The organism is Flavobacterium sp., from assembly GCF_046153165.1.
In the GTDB taxonomy this organism is placed as follows: domain Bacteria; phylum Bacteroidota; class Bacteroidia; order Flavobacteriales; family Flavobacteriaceae; genus Flavobacterium.
This window is the reverse complement of sequence record NZ_JBJXEN010000003.1, coordinates 1-22,365: the sequence shown is the minus strand read 5'-3', so window position 1 is coordinate 22,365 and position 22,365 is coordinate 1. Positions and strand designations below refer to the sequence as shown.

The following is a 22,365-nucleotide window of genomic DNA, read 5'->3' as shown; positions in this document are numbered from 1 at the left end:
AAAAAATCGCAATCGCCTTAGAAAAATCGGTTCCGTGCAAGCGAATTGGTATGGCAGTGATAGGACTAGAAGTTCCTCACGCTCACGTACATCTTATTCCGCTTAACGAAATGGACGAAATGCGTTTTCAAAATAAAGTAAGTCTAACACCAGAAGAATTTGTGGCTTTGGTTGCAACCATTCAGGGAAATTTATAAATTTTATTTATATCAAACCATCAGTAATTACTGATGGTTTTTTAATTTAATAAACACACATAACATGAAAAAAATACTGATTTTAACACTATTCACAATGAGTTTAAACGTTGTTGCACAAAACACAATGTCCCCAGAATTATTATGGAAACTAGGACGAGTTACAGCTTTAGGGATTTCTAAAGATGGAAAAAACGTAGTATATAGCGTTTCGACACCATCAATAGAAGAAAATAAATCGAGCTCTAAGTTTTACACCATTCCCGTAATTGGCGGAAACGCAACAGAAGTAACAGATACAAAAAGCTTATTGTTAGACAAAAACATTTCTCCTGACGGAAAATATCTTGTTTATAACGAAGAGGTAAAAATCGATAAAGTTCACGGAAAAGATTATTATCCAGAATTAGAAAAATCGAATGTTCAAATATACAATGGTTTAGATTATCGCCATTGGGACACTTGGAACGAAGGAAAATTTAACCATGTTTTTTACAGTGGCGTTCCTTCGGACAATGTTCGACTAGCTGCTCCTATTGATATTATGGCTGGTGAAAATTTCGATTCACCACAAAAACCATTTGGTGGCGACGAAGATTATATTTGGTCACCAGACAGCAAAAGTATTTTGTATGTGTCTAAGAAAGTAGCTGGGACAAAATATGCTATTTCGACCAATACTAATATTTACGAATACAATCTTGAAACCAAAAAAACCATCAATAGAACCGAAGCCAATTTAGGTTACGATACCAATCCAGTTTTTTCGCCACAAGGAAATTTAACCTATTTGCAAATGAAACGCGATGGTTATGAAGCCGATAAAAACGATATTATTGTCGATTTTAAAGGAATGAAAATGAACCTAACTGCAAATTGGGACAATTCAGTTTCTAGTTTTTCTTGGAGTAAAGACGGAAAAAAAGTATATTTTCTTGCAGCAATAGATGGAACACAACAATTATTTGAAGTTAATTTTCCTGGCGTAACAAGAATTGCTATTACGGTAACACAACTTACTTTTGGCGATTTCGATGTGCATGATATTGTAGATATTACTGCCGATAATGCGATTGTTACAAGAACAGACATGAATCACGCATTAGAAATTTATTCATACAATTTAAAGAAAAAAACATGGTTGCAACTTACTAAAGTAAATAATGAAGCTTACGCTAAATTGGCATTACCAAAGTACGAAAGACGTTATGTAACTACTACCGATGGCAAAAAAATGTTGGTTTGGGTGATACTTCCTCCTAATTTTGATGCTAATAAAAAATATCCAACTTTATTATATTGCCAAGGAGGACCACAAAGTCCGTTGACACAATCATATTCTTTCCGTTGGAATTTCTCTCTTATGGCATCGCAAGGATATGTCGTTGTAGCACCAAACAGAAGAGGAATGTATGGTCACGGACAAGCTTGGAATGAGCAAATTTCTGGTGATTGGGGCGGACAAGTGATGCAAGATTACCTATCGGCGATAGACGATGTTGCTAAAGAAAAATATGTAGATAAATCTCGTTTGGGTTGTGTTGGTGCTAGTTATGGTGGATATTCTGTGTTTTATTTAGCAGGAATTCACAACAATAGGTTTAAAACTTTTATCGCACACGATGGTGTTTTCAATACCCAAAGTATGTTTGGTACAACCGAAGAAGTTTTCTTTAACAACTGGGATTTTGGTGGTGCTTATTGGGAAAAAGACAATAAAATTGCACAACAAACCTATACTAAATTTAATCCTATCAATTATGTAGAGAAATGGAACACACCCATTTTAATCATACAAGGAGGAAATGATTTTAGAGTACCTATCGGGCAAGGACAAGAAGCATTCCAAGCAGCACAATTGCGAGGAATAAACAGTCGCTTTTTGTACTTCCCAGAAGAAAACCACTGGGTTCTAAAACCTCAAAATGCACAAGTTTGGCAAAAAGAGTTTTACAAATGGTTGAAAGAAACTTTGTAAATAACAGACCCTTTCTGAAAAATTAAACCAACTTTCCGAGAATTGTTTATATCAAAACGGTGTTTGGATATTTTAATAAAAAAAGAGGTTGTTCTTACAGTATGAACAACCTCTTTTTTTATTAAAAAGTCACAAATCTTCATAAAACATTTAATCTAAAAACTTATTTCTAAATACATCTAGATAATTTTTTATTTAGAAATATCAAATTGTTAATTTAAACATAAATAACAAGTCTTTACTTACTTATTTTATATTTTTGCCGCCAAAAAAAATCAATCAAAATGCATCAAAAATTATTATTATCTTTATTATTATTAGTTACACTTCATTCATTTTCACAAGTAGGTATAAACACAACTTCTCCAGCTGCACAATTAGAAATCAAGGCAAGTAATATTGCTTCACCAACAAATACTGATGGGATTTTAATCCCAAGAATAAATACTTTTCCAGCAACAAACCCAACTGTTGCTCAACAAGGGATGATGGTATATCTAACTACCGTATCTGGATCGAATCAGCCTGGTTTTTATTTCTGGGATAATGTTTCTACAACTTGGAAATCTGTTGGAGTTTCAAACCCTTCATGGAGTTTGACAGGAAATTCAGGAACTAATCCTGCCACAATGTTTATAGGAACTACAGATATTAAAGATCTTATATTTAAAAAAAATAATACATTTTCAGGACTTATTGGAGACTACAATACTTCTTTTGGGTATGATTGCTTTTCTGGTAATTTAGGTTGGGCACCAAACACCTCTGCATTTGGCAGAAGCGCATTAAAAAACAATCAAGGCACACAAAACTCTGCTTTTGGAGATAATGGTTTAAAAAATAGCACTACAGGAAGTTATAATACAGCAGTAGGAGCTTCTGCTTTAGAAGCAAATGTGACAGGAAGTAGCAACACGGCTTTGGGAACTGTAGCTTTGTATAAAAACATTTCTGGAGGTTCCAATGTAGCAGTTGGATTGTATTCTTTATTTAACAATACATCAGGATCTAATAATACAGGAATTGGTACAAATACATTATTCAACACAACAGGATCTAGCAACACTGCGGTAGGCATTGCTTCCCTTCAGGCAAACACAAATGGAGCAAATAATACTGGTGTTGGTTCATACACATTATCCCGCAATACCGCAGGGGGTTCAAATACTGCACTGGGTGAATTGAGTTTAGTAGAAAATACAACTGGAAATAAAAATACTGGTGTTGGCTCTAATTCAAATTATTACAATACAATAGGCAACGAAAACACCAGTTTGGGAGCTAGTTCATTATATACAAATTCTACTGGAAACGGCAATACCGCTTTAGGAACAAATGCTATGAAAGATGCTGTTGCTGGAAATTACAATACTTCGATAGGTTATAATTCTTACAGCACGACTGGAACATATTCTAACTCAACGGCTATAGGTTATAATGCAGCAGTAAGTGGAAGCAATCAGGTACGCATTGGAGACACGAATATTACCTATGCGGGAATTCAAATTGCTTGGTCGGTAACCTCTGACAAAAGATGGAAAAAAGACATTCAAAAATCAAACTTAGGACTTGATTTTATTTCTAAATTAAATCCTGTTTCTTACAAAAGAAAAAATGACGAATCTAATAAAACTGAATATGGGTTTATCGCACAAGAATTAGAAGACACTCTAATCAAATCTGGTATTCAAGATAGTGGAATTGTTTCAAAAGATAAAGATGGAATGTATAGTGTTCGCTATAATGATTTAATTGCTCCAATTGTTAAAGCGCTCCAAGAACAACAAACTACAATTGAGACTTTATCTCTTCAAAACAAACTATTAGAAAATAGACTTATTGAAATTGAGAAAAAACTAAATCAAATTACTACAAAATAATCCATAAACTCTCATTGTATTTTTTTACAAGGCATAATTTATTTCGTTTAACTAGAAATAAATTATTACTTCTTCTTTTTCTTAATTAAAACCTAAATTGTTGTTAAATTAGAAAATAAGAAAGAACATTTTTTAATTTTACGAACCATTAAAAAACAAAAATTATGAATACAATTAAATCCCTATTTATAGCGACTTCATTAATTGTGGGTGCATCGAGCTTTGCACAAGACAATTTAGTGAATTCATTAAAAATAAATGCGAGCGAAAAAAGCAAAGAAGCTTTCAAATTTACAGATGTTGTTAATATCGAAAACACATCGATAAAAAACCAAGGTTCATCAGGAACTTGTTGGAGTTATTCGGCAAACTCATTTTTAGAATCAGAGATGATCAAAATGGGGAAAAAACCAGTCGAATTGTCTCAAATTTTCTCGGCACGTAACGCTTATGTAGAAAAAGGAAGAAATTATGTTCGTATGCATGGCGCAGTGACACTAGGTGACGGTGGTGCTTTTCATGACGTGATGAATATGTATCGCAAGTATGGTGCTGTACCACAATCTGTTTATACAGGTTTAAATTACGGAACCGACAAAAATAAATTTGGCGAAATGGCTGCTTTAGGTGAAGCTTTATTAGCTGCGGTTGTAAAAAATCCTAACGGAGAACTTACACCAAACTGGGAAAAAGCCTATACCGCTGTAATTGATTCTTATCTAGGACAAACACCTAAATCGTTCGATTATAACGGAAAAAAATACACACCAGAATCTTTTGCAAAAGAAGTAGTAGGAATTAATGCCGATGATTATATCGAAATTTCGTCTTTACAAGAATATCCTTATTACTCTAAATTTGTGTTAATGGTTCCAGACAATTGGGCTTTCGACCAAGTATATAACGTAAAAATTAATGAACTAACAGATGTTATAGACAATGCTTTAAAATCAGGTTACTCAGTAGCTTGGGGAGGCGATGTGAGCGAGAAAACATTTAGTTGGAAAAACGGAGTAGCATTTGTTCCAGAAAAGAAAATGGAAGACATGACACCAGAAGAAAAAGCAGACTTGTTTAACGGCCCTAAAAAAGAACCAGTTGTAACCGAAGAAATGCGCCAAAAAGCGTTTGATAATTACACTACGACCGATGACCACGGAATGCATATTGTAGGTTTGTCTAAAGACCAAAACGGTAAAGAATACTATATCGTAAAAAACTCTTGGGGAACTACAAACGACTACAAAGGTTATTTGTATATGACAAAAGAGTTTGTAAAATACAAAACGACTGATATTATGTTAAACAAAAAAGCCCTATCTCCGGACATGGCTAAGAAGTTGAAAGTATAATTTCTTAACAAATAGAATTACTAAAAAGGAGTGTCGCAATGACACTCCTTTTTTTGTTATAACACACATTACGGTTTCCCGTAAGGATGCGGTGGTGAACTGTTTTACATTTACCACAAAACAGGTATAAATACGGGGTTGTGGCTAAAAAGTGTTTTGTATGTTTGAAAAAACACAAAAACGCATAGCTCTTTTTTGTGTTACCGGATTTAAAAACCTAATAACAAAATGATTAGATGTATGTGGCTTTCATAAGTTGCGGATATTTATGAGTTGTGACGCAATTATTCCCGAGCAGTAAACAAGAAATACCTATGATAACAACTCAAGAATTAAGACAGAATTCCATTTTAAATTGGAATGACATTGCAGTAAGATATGACAAACCAAATTTATTACTTGGTAATGGATTTAGTTTACAATTTTCCACAAATTTCTCTTACACTTCTCTATTTAATTTATTCCTTCAAAACTGCGATGCAACCCATCAAGCGTTATTTACGCATTTCGGAACAGTAAATTTTGAACTAATACTGCGCTACTTAACATACGCAAAAAAAGTAAATCAATTATTGGGATTGCCAACTCATCCAATAGACATAGCACTTCAGAATTTAAGAAATGGTTTGATATCAACCATTGAAGCTGTCCATCCGAGAGTGGAAGATATAAATTTCAATCAGCTTAATAACGTTGCGAAACAATTAAAAGACTTTGGAGATATTTTCACAACTAATTATGATTTATATCTTTATCATATAATAATGCAATCAAAAGATATTTCTCGTCAAGACAAAGGTTATATTGCTTATCAAGATTATTATTGGGGTTCAGAATGCCCAGATGGATTTAAACAATTCATGCCATCACAAGAATACGTCTATAAACATTTGTACTATTTGCACGGCTCATTATGTGTTTTCAAAGATAATCTTGAAAATTTAAAATTAATAAGAGATAATCATGGTACAGAATTGATTGATTTAATTGCAGCTCAAATTCGAAATGATAATTTTCCAATATTTATTACAGAAGGATCGGGAATTGAAAAACAATTAGCAATTTCTGAAAATAACTATCTAACTTTCTGTTCAAACAAACTAAAAGTCTCAAACAAACCAACTGTTGTTTTTGGAAATATGTTAGGTGATTTTGATGCTCATATTTTACGGGCTTTAAAGCACAATCCAAAAGATATAATTTACTGCATCTATATTGGAAATAGAACTTTAGCAGAAGTCAATGCAGAAAAATTTGATTTTATTTCTAAATTTAATCATTATCCAAATCAAGTAGAATTTGTAGATTCATCTACAGTTTTTCAAATATAACTGTCACTAACAACGGTTATAAGAAATTGGGGTTTTAGACTTAATTTAAAGTTTGTTTTGTACTTAAAAATTAGTGTTTAACCGAAAGTTTAGGCTTCCTAAATTACCAAGTTACAAACGTTAGACGAAATTAAAAACCATATTATGATTAAAGAGTTACTTATTTCCTTTAAAGAAAATTTAGAGTCAAAAACATCAAATCCATTTTTCGGCACTGTTATACTAATCTGGATTATTAAGAATTGGAATTTGATTTATTCGATATTTAACTTTGAGTCAAAAACTACCTTAGAACTAAAAAGACAATTTATTATTAAACATTTTAAGTTTCATCCCTTAATTGAAACATTATTATATTGCGTCGCAGAAGCCTTTGTCATTCTTATTACTTCATATTTGCTCATCAATATATCTAGACTTATCATCAATTTTTTTGAAAAGAAAGTAACTCCATTAGTTTATAAATGGACTGACAAAAATAGTATAGTATTAAAAACTGTGTATGACACTTTAGAAACTGAAAGAATACGGTTAGAAAAGCGTGTTGATGAAGAAAGAGATGCGAGACTTAAATTACAGGAAGATTATGACAAGCTTGAAAAAAGATATTCTGATTTTTTAGTCGATGCAAAGCTTCCAAAAACCAGTAACCTAAGTTCTTCAAAGAATGACTCTAAAGATGAAATTGACTCCGAAAGTCAAAGGGTAAAGATTATTAAAGAACGCTTAACTAAAGATAATAAAATTGATAAGTTTGAAATAATTGCTGCATCAGTTTTAAATAATGAGTCTATGCAAAAAGACAATGCAATTTTGAAGGAGTTTACTGTTTTAGGGCTTATTACAAGAGGAAGTAGCGGATATCCGTCCGGTAATTTTTATTATAACTTAACATCAGTAGGTAAAAGTTTGCACGAAATGTTATTAATGGAAAAGCTTAGATAAACTACCGCTCCACGAAGAGTAAATAAACTAAGAACCGTTCTGCAAATGTCTCTGACTTCGCAGTCTCACTAAACATTAAAAACAAACACTAAAGGAAAACAACATAAAAAAGTAGTATATGAAAATTTCAGGAGAAACAGTAGCAACAATAGCACATGCTGCCCCAATGAGTGAATTAACCAGTTACCACCAGACAATGGTGGAGAAGTACAAAGACCTTGATCCAAACGAGATTCAAGTAACTTCAGATGCGTCGCTTTTAATGTCGTTTAATGGTTTTTATGCCCTAGGGAATGCTCCTGGTGCTTTTTTCGCCATAGATACAAACATATATGTAAACAGTACGGCAAAAACCCAGATAAATGATGTCGCGCTTTTAATTTCTCTAGACGGAACGACTTCTTTCCGTTTTCCGTTTACAGGCACTTTTGACGGTACAATATTAAAACAAAAAAGCAACGAACTGGGCGGATTAGACGTTGAGTTAGCCTTTGTTCGCACAGATGGATCTAACGGGATTATTGCTTCTTGCTTGGGTACTATTTCTATGCAAGGCAAACCACAAGTAAATATTTCAGGGACTACTTACAATAATCCTATTCCTATTTCTCTTTTTAATGGCAATTATTGTGTGAAATTACTGGATACCACAGGCGGATTGTCTGTCATTGCCATGCAAATAATAGATACTAAAATCATGTATGATTATGGTACAAATGGTGCCAATTTACAAGAGGTTCCTTCTTATTGTTATAATTTGAACATGTATTTCTTTACTTTCAAAAAAGACACGCAATCTATTAGTTTAATTATGGGAACTGCTGCTGCTGGCGGATTTGCTTGCAACAATATGGTGATAGATGACACTACAAAAGCAGTTACTACAAGGTCTTTTCAAACTATTTTATATCCTAAGCAAGCCACGCTTGTATCACCAAATCTTTCAAGTGCCGCTTTGGCTGCTTTTAGTGGTTATTATCAAATTCCATCTGTGGCTTCTCCTGATGCTTTTATATCTATTCAGGCGCAATATGTAACTTTAATAGGTCAGTTGGATGCTTATGTTGTAATGATTAGCGTTTCGACCGATGGGATTAAGTCAAATGGATATTATTTTGAAGAGAGTAATATGTCGTTTGTAAACAATGTTTTGACCATGACATTGGAAGATAAATCAAACATCACTTTAACATTCAATAGACAATATAATCCTAACAATGGTTCTCTTGTTTCTATTAGCGGAAATGTTAGTGCTTTAGCGGTTAATGGTAATACACTTTTTAACCCAGTTCCATTATCGGTATTTGGTGGTGCTGTCATGTCAAATGCTGCTGGAATAAAATTAACTGTTGTAAATGACAACGAGGTTGTTTATGCTGGAACTCGAATTACTACGACAATGAATTCTATTTTATACGTTCCTCTTATGTATATTTTAGCTTATCCTCCAACAAGTACAAACACGGTAATGTCTTTTGGTACAGATGGTTTAAAAGGGAATACTTGTATTATTACAGATAATAATAGCGTTTATGTTGTTAATGCTATTTTAGATTAAAGTACTGTAATGGCTGCGAATGATGCATTCGCAGCCAAACTTTATTTATAAATATTAATTAATCGGGAATAACTATTGAAGTATAGTAGCTGTATAGTTCCCAACCTAAGGACAGGTATAAAGATTTACCTTCTTCTGTCGCTACTAAAAAATTATTGAAGACACCTTTCGACAATGCAATCTTTTCGAGTTCTTTCATCAAAAATTTTGCAAGTCCTTTTCTTCTGTGTTTACTATCTGTCGAAATTCTATCATAAACAGCTAAATCATCTACAAGAACAACACGCCCTATTGATGCTAACTCACCTTGTTGGGTAACTATTCTTACAACAAAAGTCGAATTATAGAAATCAAATTCTAATTTGTAATCTTCATGCAAACTATTGTTTGTAATATTCATTCTGTGAAAACAAGACATCATAAAACCTTGTGGCTGAATGATCCATTTTTCGGGAATTTTATGTTTAATTTCACTAGGAGAAGCACAAACTTTTAGAAAAATATTTGTCTCCGAAAGTTGTTTCGAAAGTTGTATAAAATCTTCATTGGGCTCAGAAAACACATAACGAGTTTTCTGATTTACATATCCAACATTTACCATCAATCCAGATTTATACTTCATTGGCATTGTTAATTCTCTTGACAAACACCAAGCTTTAAGCCACTTCTCAACAACATCTGATGAGACAGATTTTTTCATAGTATTTTATGTATTTTTTAGTAAAGATATAAAAACAACTACAAATTACTGTTAGCAACAATGGCTTGGTTTTGGGTTTTTCTTGCGAAAAAATACTGTTAACTTCAATCTTATTTTTATATTTGTGGTGGTCGGTATTTAATCACAAACTACTGATAGCGAACTTAGTAAAGTTAGAGTGAAATGCAACTTCTAGTTCACCTCAATCTAACAACAAGCAAAATACAAGACAACCATTTATTGACAAAAATGCACAAAGAAATTAAAACATATCATGACAAACAGACTTCGAGTGACAAAGAAATTTGCGACCAACTCGCGACTTTTATAGATAACGAGTTGACCGAAGCAGAAAGTAAAATTTGGCACTCCCACCCTGTTTGGTTTTTAGACGGCAACCCAATTGTTGGTTACAGTAAACAAAAACCAGGAATTAGATTAATGTTTTGGAGTGGCGCTAGCTTTGAAGAAGAACATTTAAGCGTTAGAGGCGAAAAATTTAAAGATGCATCTATTTTTTACAATAATGTTTCTGACATTAAATCGGATGATTTGCAACGTTGGCTTAAAAAATCGAGAGAGATTCAGTGGGACTATAAAAACATAGTAAAAAGAAAAGGACAATTAGAAAGATTAAAGTAATAACCATGCAATCTTAAAGCAAATGAAAAATTATATTTTTTTACTATTATTAACTTCTTTTGCTTTCTGCAACGGGCAAAACAATAATATAAGCGAGCAGTTATCGGTTCTTCAAAAAGAATCCAATATTAGTGTTTTTAATGCAGCAACTGAAATTGATAACAACATACGAAGTATTTTCCAAGACAAAAATGGGATTTATTGGTTTGGCACCAATGGAGCTGGTGTGTATCGCTATGACGGAAAAACGCTAATTCAATTTACTACAAAAGACGGTTTATCTAATAATCAGGTTCAAAGTATTCAAGAAGATAAATCTGGTAATATTTGGTTCGGAACTGGTGTATTTGGTGTTAGTCGCTTTGATGGACAATCTTTTACTACTTATACAAATAAAGAGACTTTGCAATTAAATAATGATTCTGACAAGGACTGGAAAATAGAACCAAACGACTTATGGTTTTATGCTGGTGGTGGCGTTTATCGTTACAACGATAATTTGTTTAACTATTTACCTTTAGATAAATCGAATGTTAATTTGATGCAATCGCAAAGTTCTCCTTATAATCTTAGTAGACATGCCGTTTATAGTATATTAAAAGACAAAAAAGGGAATGTTTGGTTTGGCACACAAGCCAAAGGTGTATGTAAATACGATGGGAAATCTTTTACTTGGTTTACTGAAAAAGGACTGGAAGGACCAGCGGTCCTTGGTTTATTCGAAGACAGTGACGGCAATATTTGGTTTGGTAATAACGGCGGTGGACTATTCAAATATGATGGAAAATCTTTAATCAATTTTACTGAAGAAAAAGGACTTAGCAATAGCGAATTTAAAGTTTCTGGCAAAGCTGGTCCTGGTACTTTGTCTCGTATTTATACAATATGTGAAGATGATTTTAAAAACCTATGGATAGGAACCGTTGACGCTGGTGTTTGGAAATATGATGGAAGAAATTTCACTAATTATACCACAAAAGACGGATTGACAAGTAATGCAATAAACATTATTTATAAAGACAAAAATGGTGAGCTCTGGTTTGGAACAGATGGAGATGGTATTTGCAAATTCAATGGGAAAGACTTTGCGAAATTTGAAATAAAATAGAGCTAATTTATAATAATCGAAAAATTAAATAATGCAGGACATCGTAAAAAAATTTAAGTTTAAAGATAGTGCGATTGTTATTAATGCAACGCCATCAATCGAGGAAGAATTTTTAAAACTTGGGTTTAAAAATAAATTTGAGAAAACTAAAAGCACCAACACTCTGGTATTCATTAATGACAGCAAAGAGTATTTGAACTTCCTCAAAACAGGCTTAACAAACATAGAACCAGATAGTGTTTTGTGGTTTGCTTATCCTAAAGGCACGTCTAAAATTAAGACAGACATTAACAGAGATACTATTCGTCTTACAGGAGAAGAGTTCGGAATAACAACAGTTACTGCGATTTCTATTAACGAGACTTGGAGTGCTTTACGTTTTAGACCAATTGATCGGGTTGGAAAATAATGAAGCGCATATCTTGCTTTTTCCACTCTGCAAAGTGCAAATGACTCTGATTTCTCAGCAATAAACAAGCATATAGTATTCATAAAAAAAGCCCAAAAAGGGCTTTTTTTATTTTTTTACAAAGACATTATTTTCTTTATTAACATCGGCCATGAGTCCGCTTGGATCAATTGTAATGTTTTTTAGTTTCGTCTTGTCCAAAAGGGTTCTTTTACCCAACGTTTTTCTTGTTTGTATTGTTCTTTTAGTTTTATAGTGTATGCGTTAAAGGCATTTTCCATGATGTATTGATAAACTTGAAAAGCTTCTGTTTTTCCAGAGATTGCTTCTGTTAGCGCGTGTGCACCATAATAGCCTCCTGCTATGGCTGATGTGATTCCGTAGGAAGAAATTGGGTCGTAAGAATAGGCTGCATCTCCTACTGCTATCCAATTATCTCCGTATGGTTTCCTTAAAAAAGTAGTATTTGCTATTCTGGTTTTTAGTTCGAGGATTCGTTCTTCTTGGATTTCTCCTCCGAGTAATTCTCGAATTAGTTGGGATTGGTTAATGATTTTTTTTACAAATTCTTTTTCATTTTCTTTATTGGGTAGTAAATCTATATCTGTAAAAATCATGACTGTTATCCTTTTGTCTTTTGCTGGCGCAAGATAAATCCAACCATTTTCATAACTTTCTGTGTGAACAAATGACGGGATTTTTTCTTCTACAAGAAATTGAAAACTGATGGATGCTAATTGGTCTATTGTTTCTTTAGTGACATTCATTTTTCTACATATTGAAGCTTTTCGTCCTGTAGCATCGATGAGGTAATCGCATGTAAACGATAGTGTATTGTCCTTAGACTTTACAACAACTTTTGTTTTTTCGGAATTTTTTTCGGTAGTGTGTAGTGAATATCCGTTAAGCCATTTGACTTTGTTGTGTATGGCTATTTCTTTGATTTGTGTTTCAAAAAAGCTTCTATTTAATAATATTCCTTTGTTGTGTTTATCGAATAAGAAATTTTTTTCGCTAATCTCATTACTTCCCCAAAGGGATTGATTCCCGAAATAAAACTGATGTTCTTCATGATAAAGTAATTTTTCTAATCCAATTTTTTTAAATAAAGGTAAAGCATTAGGTGGTATGCATTCCCCTAATTTGACGAGGTTTGTGGCATGAGAGTCGATAATGAGACATGATATACCACGACTTTGTAGTGTAAGTCCCGCTGTGATTCCAGCGGGACCTCCTCCTATAATAATAACTTGTTGGTATTCTTTATCTTTCATTTCTACCAAAGAACGGTCTTTTCTTAGGAATGTTTCTACCTTCTTCAACTGAAGCACCTTTTCTAAGCATTTTAGGTTTTTCTGTTACATTTTCTGCATAGAGAACTTGTTGCATGGTTGGGTCGATTTCTGTGTATTGAAGCCTTGTTTCTTTCCAAACTCTATCAGGTAGAAACTCATTTTGCTCGTTCCTAGGCTCTGTCTCTGCAATAATGCCTAGATCATGCCATTCGTGTATCATTTTATTAATTTTTGGCAAGTACTGTGTTCCAAATTCTCGTAACCAGTCTTGTCTATAATCGAAGTGCTTTAGTCGTTGGGCTATGTTAATTTCGGCATCGTTCATTCGTTCATAACTGTCTTCACTCATGACTTGATTTGGTACTCTTGCAGCCCAAAATGATGGTAATGGTAAATAAGTGGTTGTGTCATAACCTGACAAACAACTTGCTTCGTCTGTTTGCCATGGCACACCTAGCCATCTGGTTAATGAGCCTGGTCCACTTACTGCTATAGGTCCATCTTCTGCTAATGCTTGTGCTGGGCTTAGTAAAGAACCATAATCTAAATTAGGTAATTCTCCTTCTGGTAAAACTTTTAGTCGAAATGGTTTTTCCCATAAGATGGCATTTCGCATTGGCCAAGTTAATTCGATTCCAGGATGAAATGGACCTCCTAGACATTCTTCGAAAGGAGCTACATTTAAAGCTTCGATTTGTTCTTGTACTGACAATTGATCGAAAGCAATTAATGGGTTAATTTTTCTAGCTACAAAATTTCCGTTTGCCCATTTTTCAAACCATTGGTATTGTGTTTTTGTAATAGGCAAATCATCTAACGCAATATTGGTATAATCCCCAAAACCATCTCCGTAAAATGGTGGCACTTTTGATGGTTCTGCGTTTGTGCTATTTGGATTGCGCAACCAATTGAAGATTCTCATTCGGTCTGGTTTTGTTGCTTCTGACGGATCTGCTAATTTTTCAAGTAGTGCTAAATTAGTAAAGTCAGATGGTGAGTTTTTTCCAAAAAGCATAAAAAAGCCATGGTTTACCCATTGCGTATTAGTCATACGTTCTAAAACAGGATATATGTGTTCCCAAAAATTTACTTCTTTTGACGCTGGATTTGGATAATTAAATTTTTCTATAAATAAATTTAAAACCACATCATACATAGTGATTACTCCAAATAAACCTGGTCCAAAATTAGGAGGTGTTACAGCTACCATTGCGGGTTCCGCTTCCATCGTTTTTCCATTAATAATCACAGTTGCTCTAATGATTCCGTCGGAAGTATCATCATGCCATCCTACGTTATTGGCGAAAGTTGTAGCTGGTTCGTTTTTTACTGATGCTGAATTACCATCTCCTCCAAAAAATAATAATCTCCCTAAATCATCTGTTTCTATTTTACCAAGAGGCACTTCTATGTTATAGAATTTTCCTCCCGTTAGTTCATATTCGGGCTTGTCTTTTTGATTTACACCACTGATTCTTTTTACACCTGGATTAATTACAAGCTGATCTCTGTCTTCTCCGCTTACTTTTGGATTTCTATAGCTTGACGGTATCGCATAGCCTTCTAAATCTAGTGCATTATTGAACTCGTACCATGCCGATTTTACATTAGCTACATGTACTCTCCAATCGATAGTTGCTTCTTGCGCTGTTATTTCACGAATTACTTCCCCATTTTCATTAAATCCATATACTCTAAAACGAGCCACTTGCTTTTTCACTTTCCCCATTCCATCTTTATAACCACCTATAGGTTTGTCGACAATACCTGGCACGTCTGATGCTAAGTAATATTCTGATGAATTTCCTATACGGGCAATACCTAATGGCGGATAAATAGATACACTGTGAATTGTTTGGTCTTTTGTCATAATTAATGCTTTTGTTTGTTTTTCTTTTAATTAAATTATGGTCTTTCTTGTTCTAAATTTATTATCAGGATCGTTACTATATTTTAATTTAATGTCTCTTAATTCGTTGAAACTCTCTAAGAAATAATCTTTTGTAGGAACTGCGCTATCCTTGAAACTAATAAAAGCACCCTTTGTCTCTGGAAAGTCGTTTTGCCTGCTTGCTTCAATCCAATCTTGCGCTTCATTAGTAAAACAATATTCGTAGTGTAGGCTTCCTTTTGCAATAGCTTCTGGGCTATCATTCCACCATGCTTGGTATTGTATAAAATAAGGTCTTTTTTTATAAGGAAATGCGCTACCAATAGTATCGGGCTTGTAATCGCGATAAAATGATCCAGAAATTGCACCCAAGGTTACATAGCAATGAATATCCGCTAATTCTCCTTCCGGATGTAACAAATCAGATTCTAAACTTTTAATTAGCTTGATTCTTCCTTCTTTTCCGAGCCATTGTTCGTTTACCACACGAGAGGTAATTTTGTGTGGCGCTGGCGGATCTACATCTGGTGGAATTGTTTTTAATGATTTTGAGGTAAAACTTTTATTTAAACTTTTCAATTTGTCTTTTTGAAGGTCTTTCAGTTTTCCTAATTTTTCTAATCTAGATAATTTGCTCCAGACATCAACTTTAGAAATTCTGTCCCAACTAGAGAAGCTCAATGATGCATTTTGAAGGGTTTTGCTATCTGTTTTACTATCAATAGTAACCTCATAATCTGACGAATCAAAAGAAGAAAACCATATTTTTATACAAGTTTCTAATTCTAAATTTGTTCCAGAGAAATAGCCGTAAAAAGTACATTCGTGTATTGATTTTTCTACAGGCTGACCATCGTATGGCTTTGCCATAATCTTAAGATTTGTCCCTATTAGTTCCTTGTTATTATTCGGGGCAATAAGATCTTCCCAAACCTCTAAAACTTTCATAGCTGGAGAATTAGACCAAACTACATGAAACTTGATTGTGTTTTCTGGCAATGGAAATGTCTGAATAACTAATTCAGTTACAATCCCGTAACTAAAACCTCCGCCTCCACGAAGTGCCCATAATAATTTTCTTTCATCTTCGGCTCCTTCTTCGGTCAAATATTTTATTTCTCCGTTACCCAAAACAATTGTTGCCCCTACTAAACTTTCGCAACACATACCATGCAATCGTGTCCATGGCCCCCAACCACCACCAAAAGTAAAGCCCGCAATTCCTACTGTACTACAAGTTCCGTGTGGAATACTTACGTTGTACTTATTTAATTCTGGAACTATTTTTTCAAATCGAGCACCTGGCTGTATTTTTGCTTTTTTATCTTCATCAACAGTTATTGTGTCCATAAGTGACAAATCGATAACTACGGTATCTGTTCCTGAACATTCCCCTTCATGATCGTGTCCCCCTGAACGAACTCGAATATCAAAATCGTAAGTAGCTGTTAATGAAATTACCGCGCTCACATGTTCTGTGCATTTACAAAGAACAATTGCCGTGGGTTTGAACTGAAATCGTCTATTGAAAACTTTTCGACTTTTTTCATATTGGTTTTCTTTTTCAGTATCGCAATTACAATCGGTCAAAACCTCAGTAAAGACTCCTTTGAACTGAATTTCAGACAAGGCTTCGATTAATGTTTTCATATTTTATTTTAATTATTTATTATCTTCAAAAATTCAAATCTAAATACTAATGCTTTATTATTTATAGGTATAAATACCTAGTTTTCTATTTAATTATTATTTTTTGTAAATAAAAACTTGCTTTTTTTATAAGATATAAGCATAAAAATACCCCCAAATAGCATCTAACTATTTGGAGGTATTAAAAAAATTTTTATTAAAAAATATAATCTATTTCTTTATAAAAATATTATTTTCTTTATTCACATCGGCCATGAGTCCGCTTGGATCAATTGTAATGTTTTTTACAGGCGATTTGGCATTAATTTTAAATTCGAATGTAGGATAGGCCCAGTCCCAACCTTCAAGAACAGTTCTTTTTATAGCTGGATTTTGGTTCTCTTTTGTCCAACGCATTAAAGTTTGTGGGATATAAAAACTCTCTTGGCTTCCATCTTCATAAGTAACTAAAATATCGAGTGGCATAGGAATTCTACCTATTCTTTCGAGCGTTATTTTAGTGTTTTCTCCAGCACCTTCCACAGATTTGATTCCGTAATCTATCGTATTTGTAGTTTTTGTCCAGTCGTTTAAGTACCAATCTAGATTTGCTCCCGATACTTTTTCGGCTGTATGTTTAATGTCATTTGGCGTAGGATGTGTAAACTTATAATCGGCAAAATAACGTTTTAAAGTTTTCATGAAGTTTTCTTTACCAATTAGATATTCTAACTGAGACAAGAAAATATTTCCTTTACTATAAGCATCAATACTATAACTTCTGTTCTCATCATAACGATCAGAATGGGTGGTTTGTGGTTGTTCTTTACCAGATTTCACTAACGAAGCATAACCTGCATAAGAGCCTGCATGAGGATTTTCTTCTTTTTTATCTGAAATTTCGTTCATTCCATAATTTTCTAACCAAGTAGTAAAACCTTCATCCATCCAACTGTTTTTGCTTTCGTTTGATGCCAATACATGCTGAAACCAAGAATGAGCCATTTCGTGCGCTGTAACACCTAATAAACCATCGAAAGTTCCTTCGCCAAGAATTAAAGTACACATCGCATATTCCATACCGCCATCTCCACCTTGAATTACAGAATATTGCTCGTAAGGATATTTACCAACAGTTTTGTTGTAAATCTCCATCAGCTGCGCTGTTTTAGGTTGTAAATTCTTCCAATTCTCGATAATTTTTGGATTGTTCTTATATAAAAAATGTAAAGTCGTTCCAAAATTTGTCACTAATTTATCATGAATGTAATTCTTGTCGGCAGCCCAAGTAAAATCATGCACGTTTGGTGCAATAAAATGCCAAGTCAACGTTTTTTGTTTCTTCGGAAGGGTTACAGTAACCCCAGCATCTTGGTAATTATATCCTATTTGATTTCCGTTTTGTAAATAACCTGAACCACCTAAAATATAGTTTTTATCGATGGTGATATTTACATCAAAATTTCCCCAAACTCCATGAAATTCTCTTGCGATATAAGGATCTGCTTGCCAACCTTCATAATCATATTCGGCCATTTTAGGATACCATTGCGACATCGATAACTCCACTCCTTCTTTGTTATTTCTTCCTGAACGACGAATTTGTACGGGAACTTGACCATCAAAATCTAATGAAAATGTAGTCGAAGTGTGCGGTAATAATGGTTTTGCTAAATCTACTTCAAGAATCGTGCTCACAACCTTATTTTTCAGTTCAATTCCGTCTTGTTTTAAGTTTGAAATTTTCAAAAATCCTATTTCATTAGGCTTTAAAGCTGCAATTCTACTTTCTTTTACTTCTTTATCACCCACTTTTACTTTGGTTACCATTCTTCCGTCAGGATCTTTTATCGATTTTAGTCGAGCATCCATGCAACTATTGGGCTGAAAAGCGTTGTTGAACAAATGATAATACACGCGATGTAAAGTATCGGGAGAATTATTGGTGTAAACTAAAGTTTGCTTTCCTTTGTATTGATAGGTTTTCACATCCATCGAAACATCCATTTTATAATCAACATGTTGTTGCCAATATCCTGGATTTGGATTGTTTTGCGCGAAAACAGAACCGAAACTAAATAAAGTAAGTAAGAGTATTTTTTTCATTTGTATGGTATTAAAAAACAGCTTTCACAGAGTTATAAAAATATCCTGCGAAAGCTGTTTTTTGAATTTAAAATATATAAAACTATTTTTTTGCAGTCATTTTTTCAGCTAAAACTAAAGCATTATAAGCATTTACAATTTTCCCTGTTTTAGAAATTGAAGCTAAAGTAGTTTGAGTTCCTTCGGCTCCAGCTAAATTGAAAGAGTTAGTTAGTGACGTTCCAGAATCCATGATAATATGTTTTACTTGCGAAGCCGTTAAACTTGGATAATAAGCACGAACTAAAGCCGCTACACCAGCAACATTAGGCGATGCCATAGAAGTTCCTTGTAAATATTCGTAAGTATTTTTTGGTGTTGTAGCATAAATTTTTACTCCAGGAGCAAAAATATCAACATTTACCTTTCCATAGTTTGAGAAATTTGCCATTTCCGAAGCACCATATTCATAGTTTAGCGCCCCAATTGTTAATACATTATCTGCATATTCTGGATTTGCACCATCTGCATCATTAGGAAAATTAGGCTCTGTATCTATATCCTTTGCATCATTTCCTGCAGCGTGCACAAATAAAACATCTTTAGATTCAGCATATTTTATGGCATCGTAAACCCATTGTCTGTTTGGAGAATAGTTTTTTCCAAAACTTCCGTTAATTACTTTTGCGCCATTATCTACAGCATAACGAATTGCCAATGCAATATCTTTGTCGTATTCGTCACCGTTAGGAACCGCACGAACTGACATGATTTTTACCACATCTGAAGCGATACCATCCCCACCTTTGTTATTATTACGAACCTGAGCAATAATTCCAGCTACGTGAGTACCGTGTTTTGCACCTTCTTTTTTAGGACCATAAACAATATTGTTTCCGTAATGTTTATTAGTCATATCGTATCCATTATCACCTAAAACTTTACGACCATCAAATTCTGGATTTAAATTATAATTTAATTGATCATAAACATAGTCTTTGTATTCTTGTATTTGAGAGTCAAATTCAGCTTTTGGTGTACTTGTTAGTATTTGAGTAAACATTCCTTTGTACTGAACCATTTTTGGATCTGTAGTTTCCATTGCTTTTACATCTGCCAATGTAAAATTGTCTTTTTTAAGAAAATCTCTAACTGCTTTATCAGCAGCAAGAAGCATGTCTACCTGTTGTTTTTGAGGTGCTAATTCTCCTTTGTTTTTTTCAAATTCTGCAGAAGCTGCTTTAAACTGAGCAGAGCCATCGTCTCCTTTTTTAACAATACGGGTCATTTCTAACTGCTCGTTTTCGGTATCACCTAAAAAATTCCAACCATGCACATCATCGATAAAACCATTATTGTCATCATCTTTTTTGTTTCCTTCGATCTCTTTTGAGTTAGTCCAGATTTTACCTTTCAAATCTTCATGATCAATATCAACTCCTGAGTCAACAATTCCTACAATAACAGTAGTCATTTTTTTACCTTTCAGGAAGTCATAAGCTTTATCTACACTCATTCCAGGAACAGTGTCTTTCGCTAGGTCTAAATGGCTCCAACGTTTCATATTTGCTTCAGAAATAGGTGTTGTTTTTAGTGGCATTTTATCGATATTCGCAGGATTAGTGCTCATTACCGTTTTTGCTCCACCACAACTAGCCATTGTAAAAGCGATTATTCCAGAAATAAAAATTGGTTTTAAAATTCTCATGATATTATAATTTAGTTCTATTTTTTGCATAAAAGTCTTGATTTTTCAATCAATTTTACATTTTTTAACATTATGTTAATATTTCTAAACACGAAAATGTTTCTTTTAGTCGAATTCCTTTTTCAGTTTGCTCGACAGTAATTATTTCATTATGTGCATCATGTTCTAGAAATAAATAATAATTATTTTGGGCAGCAGCAGTTAAAAATTTTGATTTTTCTGGCATTGTCAACAATGGTCTTGTATCGTAACCCATAACATAAGGCAAAGGCAAATGTCCAGCAGTTGGAATTAAATCAGCACAAAAAGCAATCGTTTTATCTTGGTATTGAATATGTGGAATCATCATTTTTTCGGTATGACCATCAACAAAAAATATTCCAAAATCCAATTCCGATTTCGATAAGAAATCGCCTTCAGGCCTTTTTATAAAATTAAGTTGTCCACTTTCTTGCATTGGCAAAATATTTTCCGACAAAAATGAGGCTTTCTCTCTAGCATTGGGTTTTGTTGCCCATTCCCAATGATTTTCGTTTGTCCAGAATTTTGCGTTTTTAAAAGCTACTTCGTAACCTGTTTTGTCTTTACTCCATTGCACACTTCCGCCACAATGGTCAAAATGAAGGTGTGTCATAAAAACATCCGTAATATCATCTCGAGAAAAACCATATTTTGCCAGTGATTTATCCATTGAGTGTGTTCCCCAAAGAGAATAATACCCAAAAAATTTATCCGTTTGTTTGTTTCCCATTCCAGTATCAATGAGAATTAATCGATTTCCATCCTCGATTAAAAGACATCTTGCGGCAATATCTATCAGATTATTTTCGTCGGCAGGATTGGTTTTGTTCCAAATGGTTTTAGGCACAACACCAAACATAGCGCCACCATCGAGTTTAAAATTGCCTGTTTCTATAGGATAAAGTTTCATTGTAATTTTTTTGTAATTAATAAGTAGCAAACATTCGCAAATTACTAAATATTGCGTTGTTTTTCTTCTTTACAATCAATTTTTTCTATCAAATGATTAGTTAAAACTTCTTCATTTTCTATAATAAACTTTTTTTTCATATATCTTTGTCGTTTATTTAGACAAAATCAATATAACAATGATACAAGTTTCAGATACAGCAAGTAAGAAAATTGTCGATATGATGAACGATGACGGTTTTGATGCTGCCAAAGATTACGTTCGAGTAGGCGTAAAATCCGGTGGTTGTTCAGGTTTGTCATACGAATTAAAATTTGACAAAGAAATTGGAGAAAACGATAAGATTTTTGAAGTAAATAATGTAAAAATTGCTGTCGAAAAAAAGAGTTTTCTTTATTTAGCAGGTACAATATTAGAATTTTCTGGAGGATTAAACGGAAAAGGTTTTGTTTTTAATAATCCAAATGCAAGTAGAACTTGCGGATGTGGAGAGAGTTTTTCACTTTAATCTTTAAATAAAAAAGATGTCAAAATATACCGAAGACGATTTAAAAATCGAACTCGAAACAAAAGAATATGAATACGGATTTTATACTGATATCGAATCGGAAACGTTTCCTATTGGTTTAAATGAAGATATAGTTCGTGCAATTTCTTTGAAAAAAGAAGAGCCACAATGGATGACCGATTGGCGTATTGAAGCTTTTCGTGCTTGGCAAGAAATGG

17 protein-coding genes and 2 pseudogenes are annotated in these 22,365 nt (G+C 33.5%); 12 read left to right on the top strand and 7 right to left on the bottom strand.

The window, feature by feature from the left end:
* From ACKVOV_RS00685 to ACKVOV_RS00655, 7 genes and pseudogenes are all read left to right on the top strand, one after another.
* A pseudogene (locus ACKVOV_RS00685) lies at positions 1-197 on the top strand (HIT family protein); the annotation flags it as partial.
* A 64-nt stretch (positions 198-261) separates the two neighbouring features.
* On the top strand, positions 262-2,175 hold the full coding sequence (locus ACKVOV_RS00680) for an alpha/beta fold hydrolase (RefSeq protein WP_409204853.1): 1,914 nt from the start codon (positions 262-264) through the stop codon (positions 2,173-2,175).
* A 284-nt stretch (positions 2,176-2,459) separates the two neighbouring features.
* Positions 2,460-4,055 carry a tail fiber domain-containing protein gene (locus ACKVOV_RS00675; RefSeq protein WP_409204852.1) on the top strand — a complete coding sequence of 532 codons (1,596 nt, stop codon included), beginning with the start codon at positions 2,460-2,462 and terminating at the stop codon, positions 4,053-4,055.
* A 164-nt stretch (positions 4,056-4,219) separates the two neighbouring features.
* The gene (locus ACKVOV_RS00670; protein WP_409204851.1) at positions 4,220-5,407 is read left to right on the top strand and encodes an aminopeptidase C; all 1,188 of its coding nucleotides are present in this window, start codon (positions 4,220-4,222) and stop codon (positions 5,405-5,407) included.
* Positions 5,408-5,721: 314 nt separating this feature from the next.
* Positions 5,722-6,738 carry a DUF4917 family protein gene (locus ACKVOV_RS00665; RefSeq protein ID WP_409204850.1) on the top strand — a complete coding sequence of 339 codons (1,017 nt, stop codon included), beginning with the start codon at positions 5,722-5,724 and terminating at the stop codon, positions 6,736-6,738.
* Between the two features lie 144 nt (positions 6,739-6,882).
* Positions 6,883-7,683, top strand: a complete 801-nt coding sequence (locus ACKVOV_RS00660; protein ID WP_409204849.1) for a hypothetical protein — start codon at positions 6,883-6,885, stop codon at positions 7,681-7,683.
* A gap of 118 nt (positions 7,684-7,801) precedes the next feature.
* Positions 7,802-9,241 (top strand): hypothetical protein, encoded by a 1,440-nt coding sequence (locus ACKVOV_RS00655; protein WP_409204848.1) that lies wholly within the window; start codon positions 7,802-7,804, stop codon positions 9,239-9,241.
* 58 nt (positions 9,242-9,299) lie between these two features.
* Here ACKVOV_RS00655 and ACKVOV_RS00650 read toward each other — a convergent pair whose 3' ends face one another.
* On the bottom strand, positions 9,300-9,941 hold the full coding sequence (locus ACKVOV_RS00650; protein WP_409204847.1) for a GNAT family N-acetyltransferase: 642 nt from the start codon (positions 9,939-9,941) through the stop codon (positions 9,300-9,302).
* A 183-nt stretch (positions 9,942-10,124) separates the two neighbouring features.
* Here ACKVOV_RS00650 and ACKVOV_RS00645 point away from each other — a divergent pair, with 183 nt between their 5' ends.
* Genes ACKVOV_RS00645 through ACKVOV_RS00635 form a run of 3 tightly spaced genes read left to right on the top strand, consistent with a single transcriptional unit; the run spans position 10,125 to position 12,100 of the window.
* The gene (locus ACKVOV_RS00645) at positions 10,125-10,583 is read left to right on the top strand and encodes a DUF1801 domain-containing protein (protein WP_409204846.1); all 459 of its coding nucleotides are present in this window, start codon (positions 10,125-10,127) and stop codon (positions 10,581-10,583) included.
* A 22-nt stretch (positions 10,584-10,605) separates the two neighbouring features.
* The gene (locus tag ACKVOV_RS00640; protein WP_409204845.1) at positions 10,606-11,691 is read left to right on the top strand and encodes a two-component regulator propeller domain-containing protein; all 1,086 of its coding nucleotides are present in this window, start codon (positions 10,606-10,608) and stop codon (positions 11,689-11,691) included.
* A gap of 31 nt (positions 11,692-11,722) precedes the next feature.
* Positions 11,723-12,100: a hypothetical protein gene (locus ACKVOV_RS00635; RefSeq protein ID WP_409204844.1), complete on the top strand. Its 378-nt coding sequence runs from the start codon at positions 11,723-11,725 to the stop codon at positions 12,098-12,100.
* Between the two features lie 182 nt (positions 12,101-12,282).
* On the opposite strand, the gene ACKVOV_RS00630 is transcribed toward ACKVOV_RS00635, so the two are convergent.
* The 6 genes from ACKVOV_RS00630 to ACKVOV_RS00605 form a co-directional block, all read right to left on the bottom strand.
* Positions 12,283-13,422, bottom strand: a complete 1,140-nt coding sequence (locus tag ACKVOV_RS00630; protein WP_409204843.1) for an FAD-dependent monooxygenase — start codon at positions 13,420-13,422, stop codon at positions 12,283-12,285.
* Positions 13,364-15,265 (bottom strand): LodA/GoxA family CTQ-dependent oxidase, encoded by a 1,902-nt coding sequence (locus ACKVOV_RS00625; RefSeq protein ID WP_409204842.1) that lies wholly within the window; start codon positions 15,263-15,265, stop codon positions 13,364-13,366. The genes ACKVOV_RS00630 and ACKVOV_RS00625 overlap by 59 nt, the downstream gene beginning before the upstream one ends.
* A gap of 30 nt (positions 15,266-15,295) precedes the next feature.
* Positions 15,296-16,936, bottom strand: a complete 1,641-nt coding sequence (locus tag ACKVOV_RS00620; RefSeq protein WP_409204841.1) for an FAD-binding oxidoreductase — start codon at positions 16,934-16,936, stop codon at positions 15,296-15,298.
* 210 nt (positions 16,937-17,146) lie between these two features.
* Entirely contained in the window at positions 17,147-19,021 is a 1,875-nt protein-coding gene (locus tag ACKVOV_RS00615; RefSeq protein WP_409204840.1) for a M1 family metallopeptidase, read from the bottom strand.
* An 82-nt stretch (positions 19,022-19,103) separates the two neighbouring features.
* Positions 19,104-20,708: a S8 family peptidase gene (locus ACKVOV_RS00610; RefSeq protein WP_409204839.1), complete on the bottom strand. Its 1,605-nt coding sequence runs from the start codon at positions 20,706-20,708 to the stop codon at positions 19,104-19,106.
* 70 nt (positions 20,709-20,778) lie between these two features.
* Positions 20,779-21,639: an MBL fold metallo-hydrolase gene (locus ACKVOV_RS00605; RefSeq protein WP_409204838.1), complete on the bottom strand. Its 861-nt coding sequence runs from the start codon at positions 21,637-21,639 to the stop codon at positions 20,779-20,781.
* Positions 21,640-21,817: 178 nt separating this feature from the next.
* On the opposite strand from ACKVOV_RS00605, the gene ACKVOV_RS00600 reads away from it, so the two are divergent.
* Together ACKVOV_RS00600 and ACKVOV_RS00595 are read left to right on the top strand one after the other, a co-directional pair.
* On the top strand, positions 21,818-22,147 hold the full coding sequence (locus ACKVOV_RS00600; RefSeq protein ID WP_348075029.1) for an iron-sulfur cluster assembly accessory protein: 330 nt from the start codon (positions 21,818-21,820) through the stop codon (positions 22,145-22,147).
* Between the two features lie 16 nt (positions 22,148-22,163).
* Positions 22,164-22,365: pseudogene (locus ACKVOV_RS00595) on the top strand (Fe-S cluster assembly protein SufB); the annotation flags it as partial.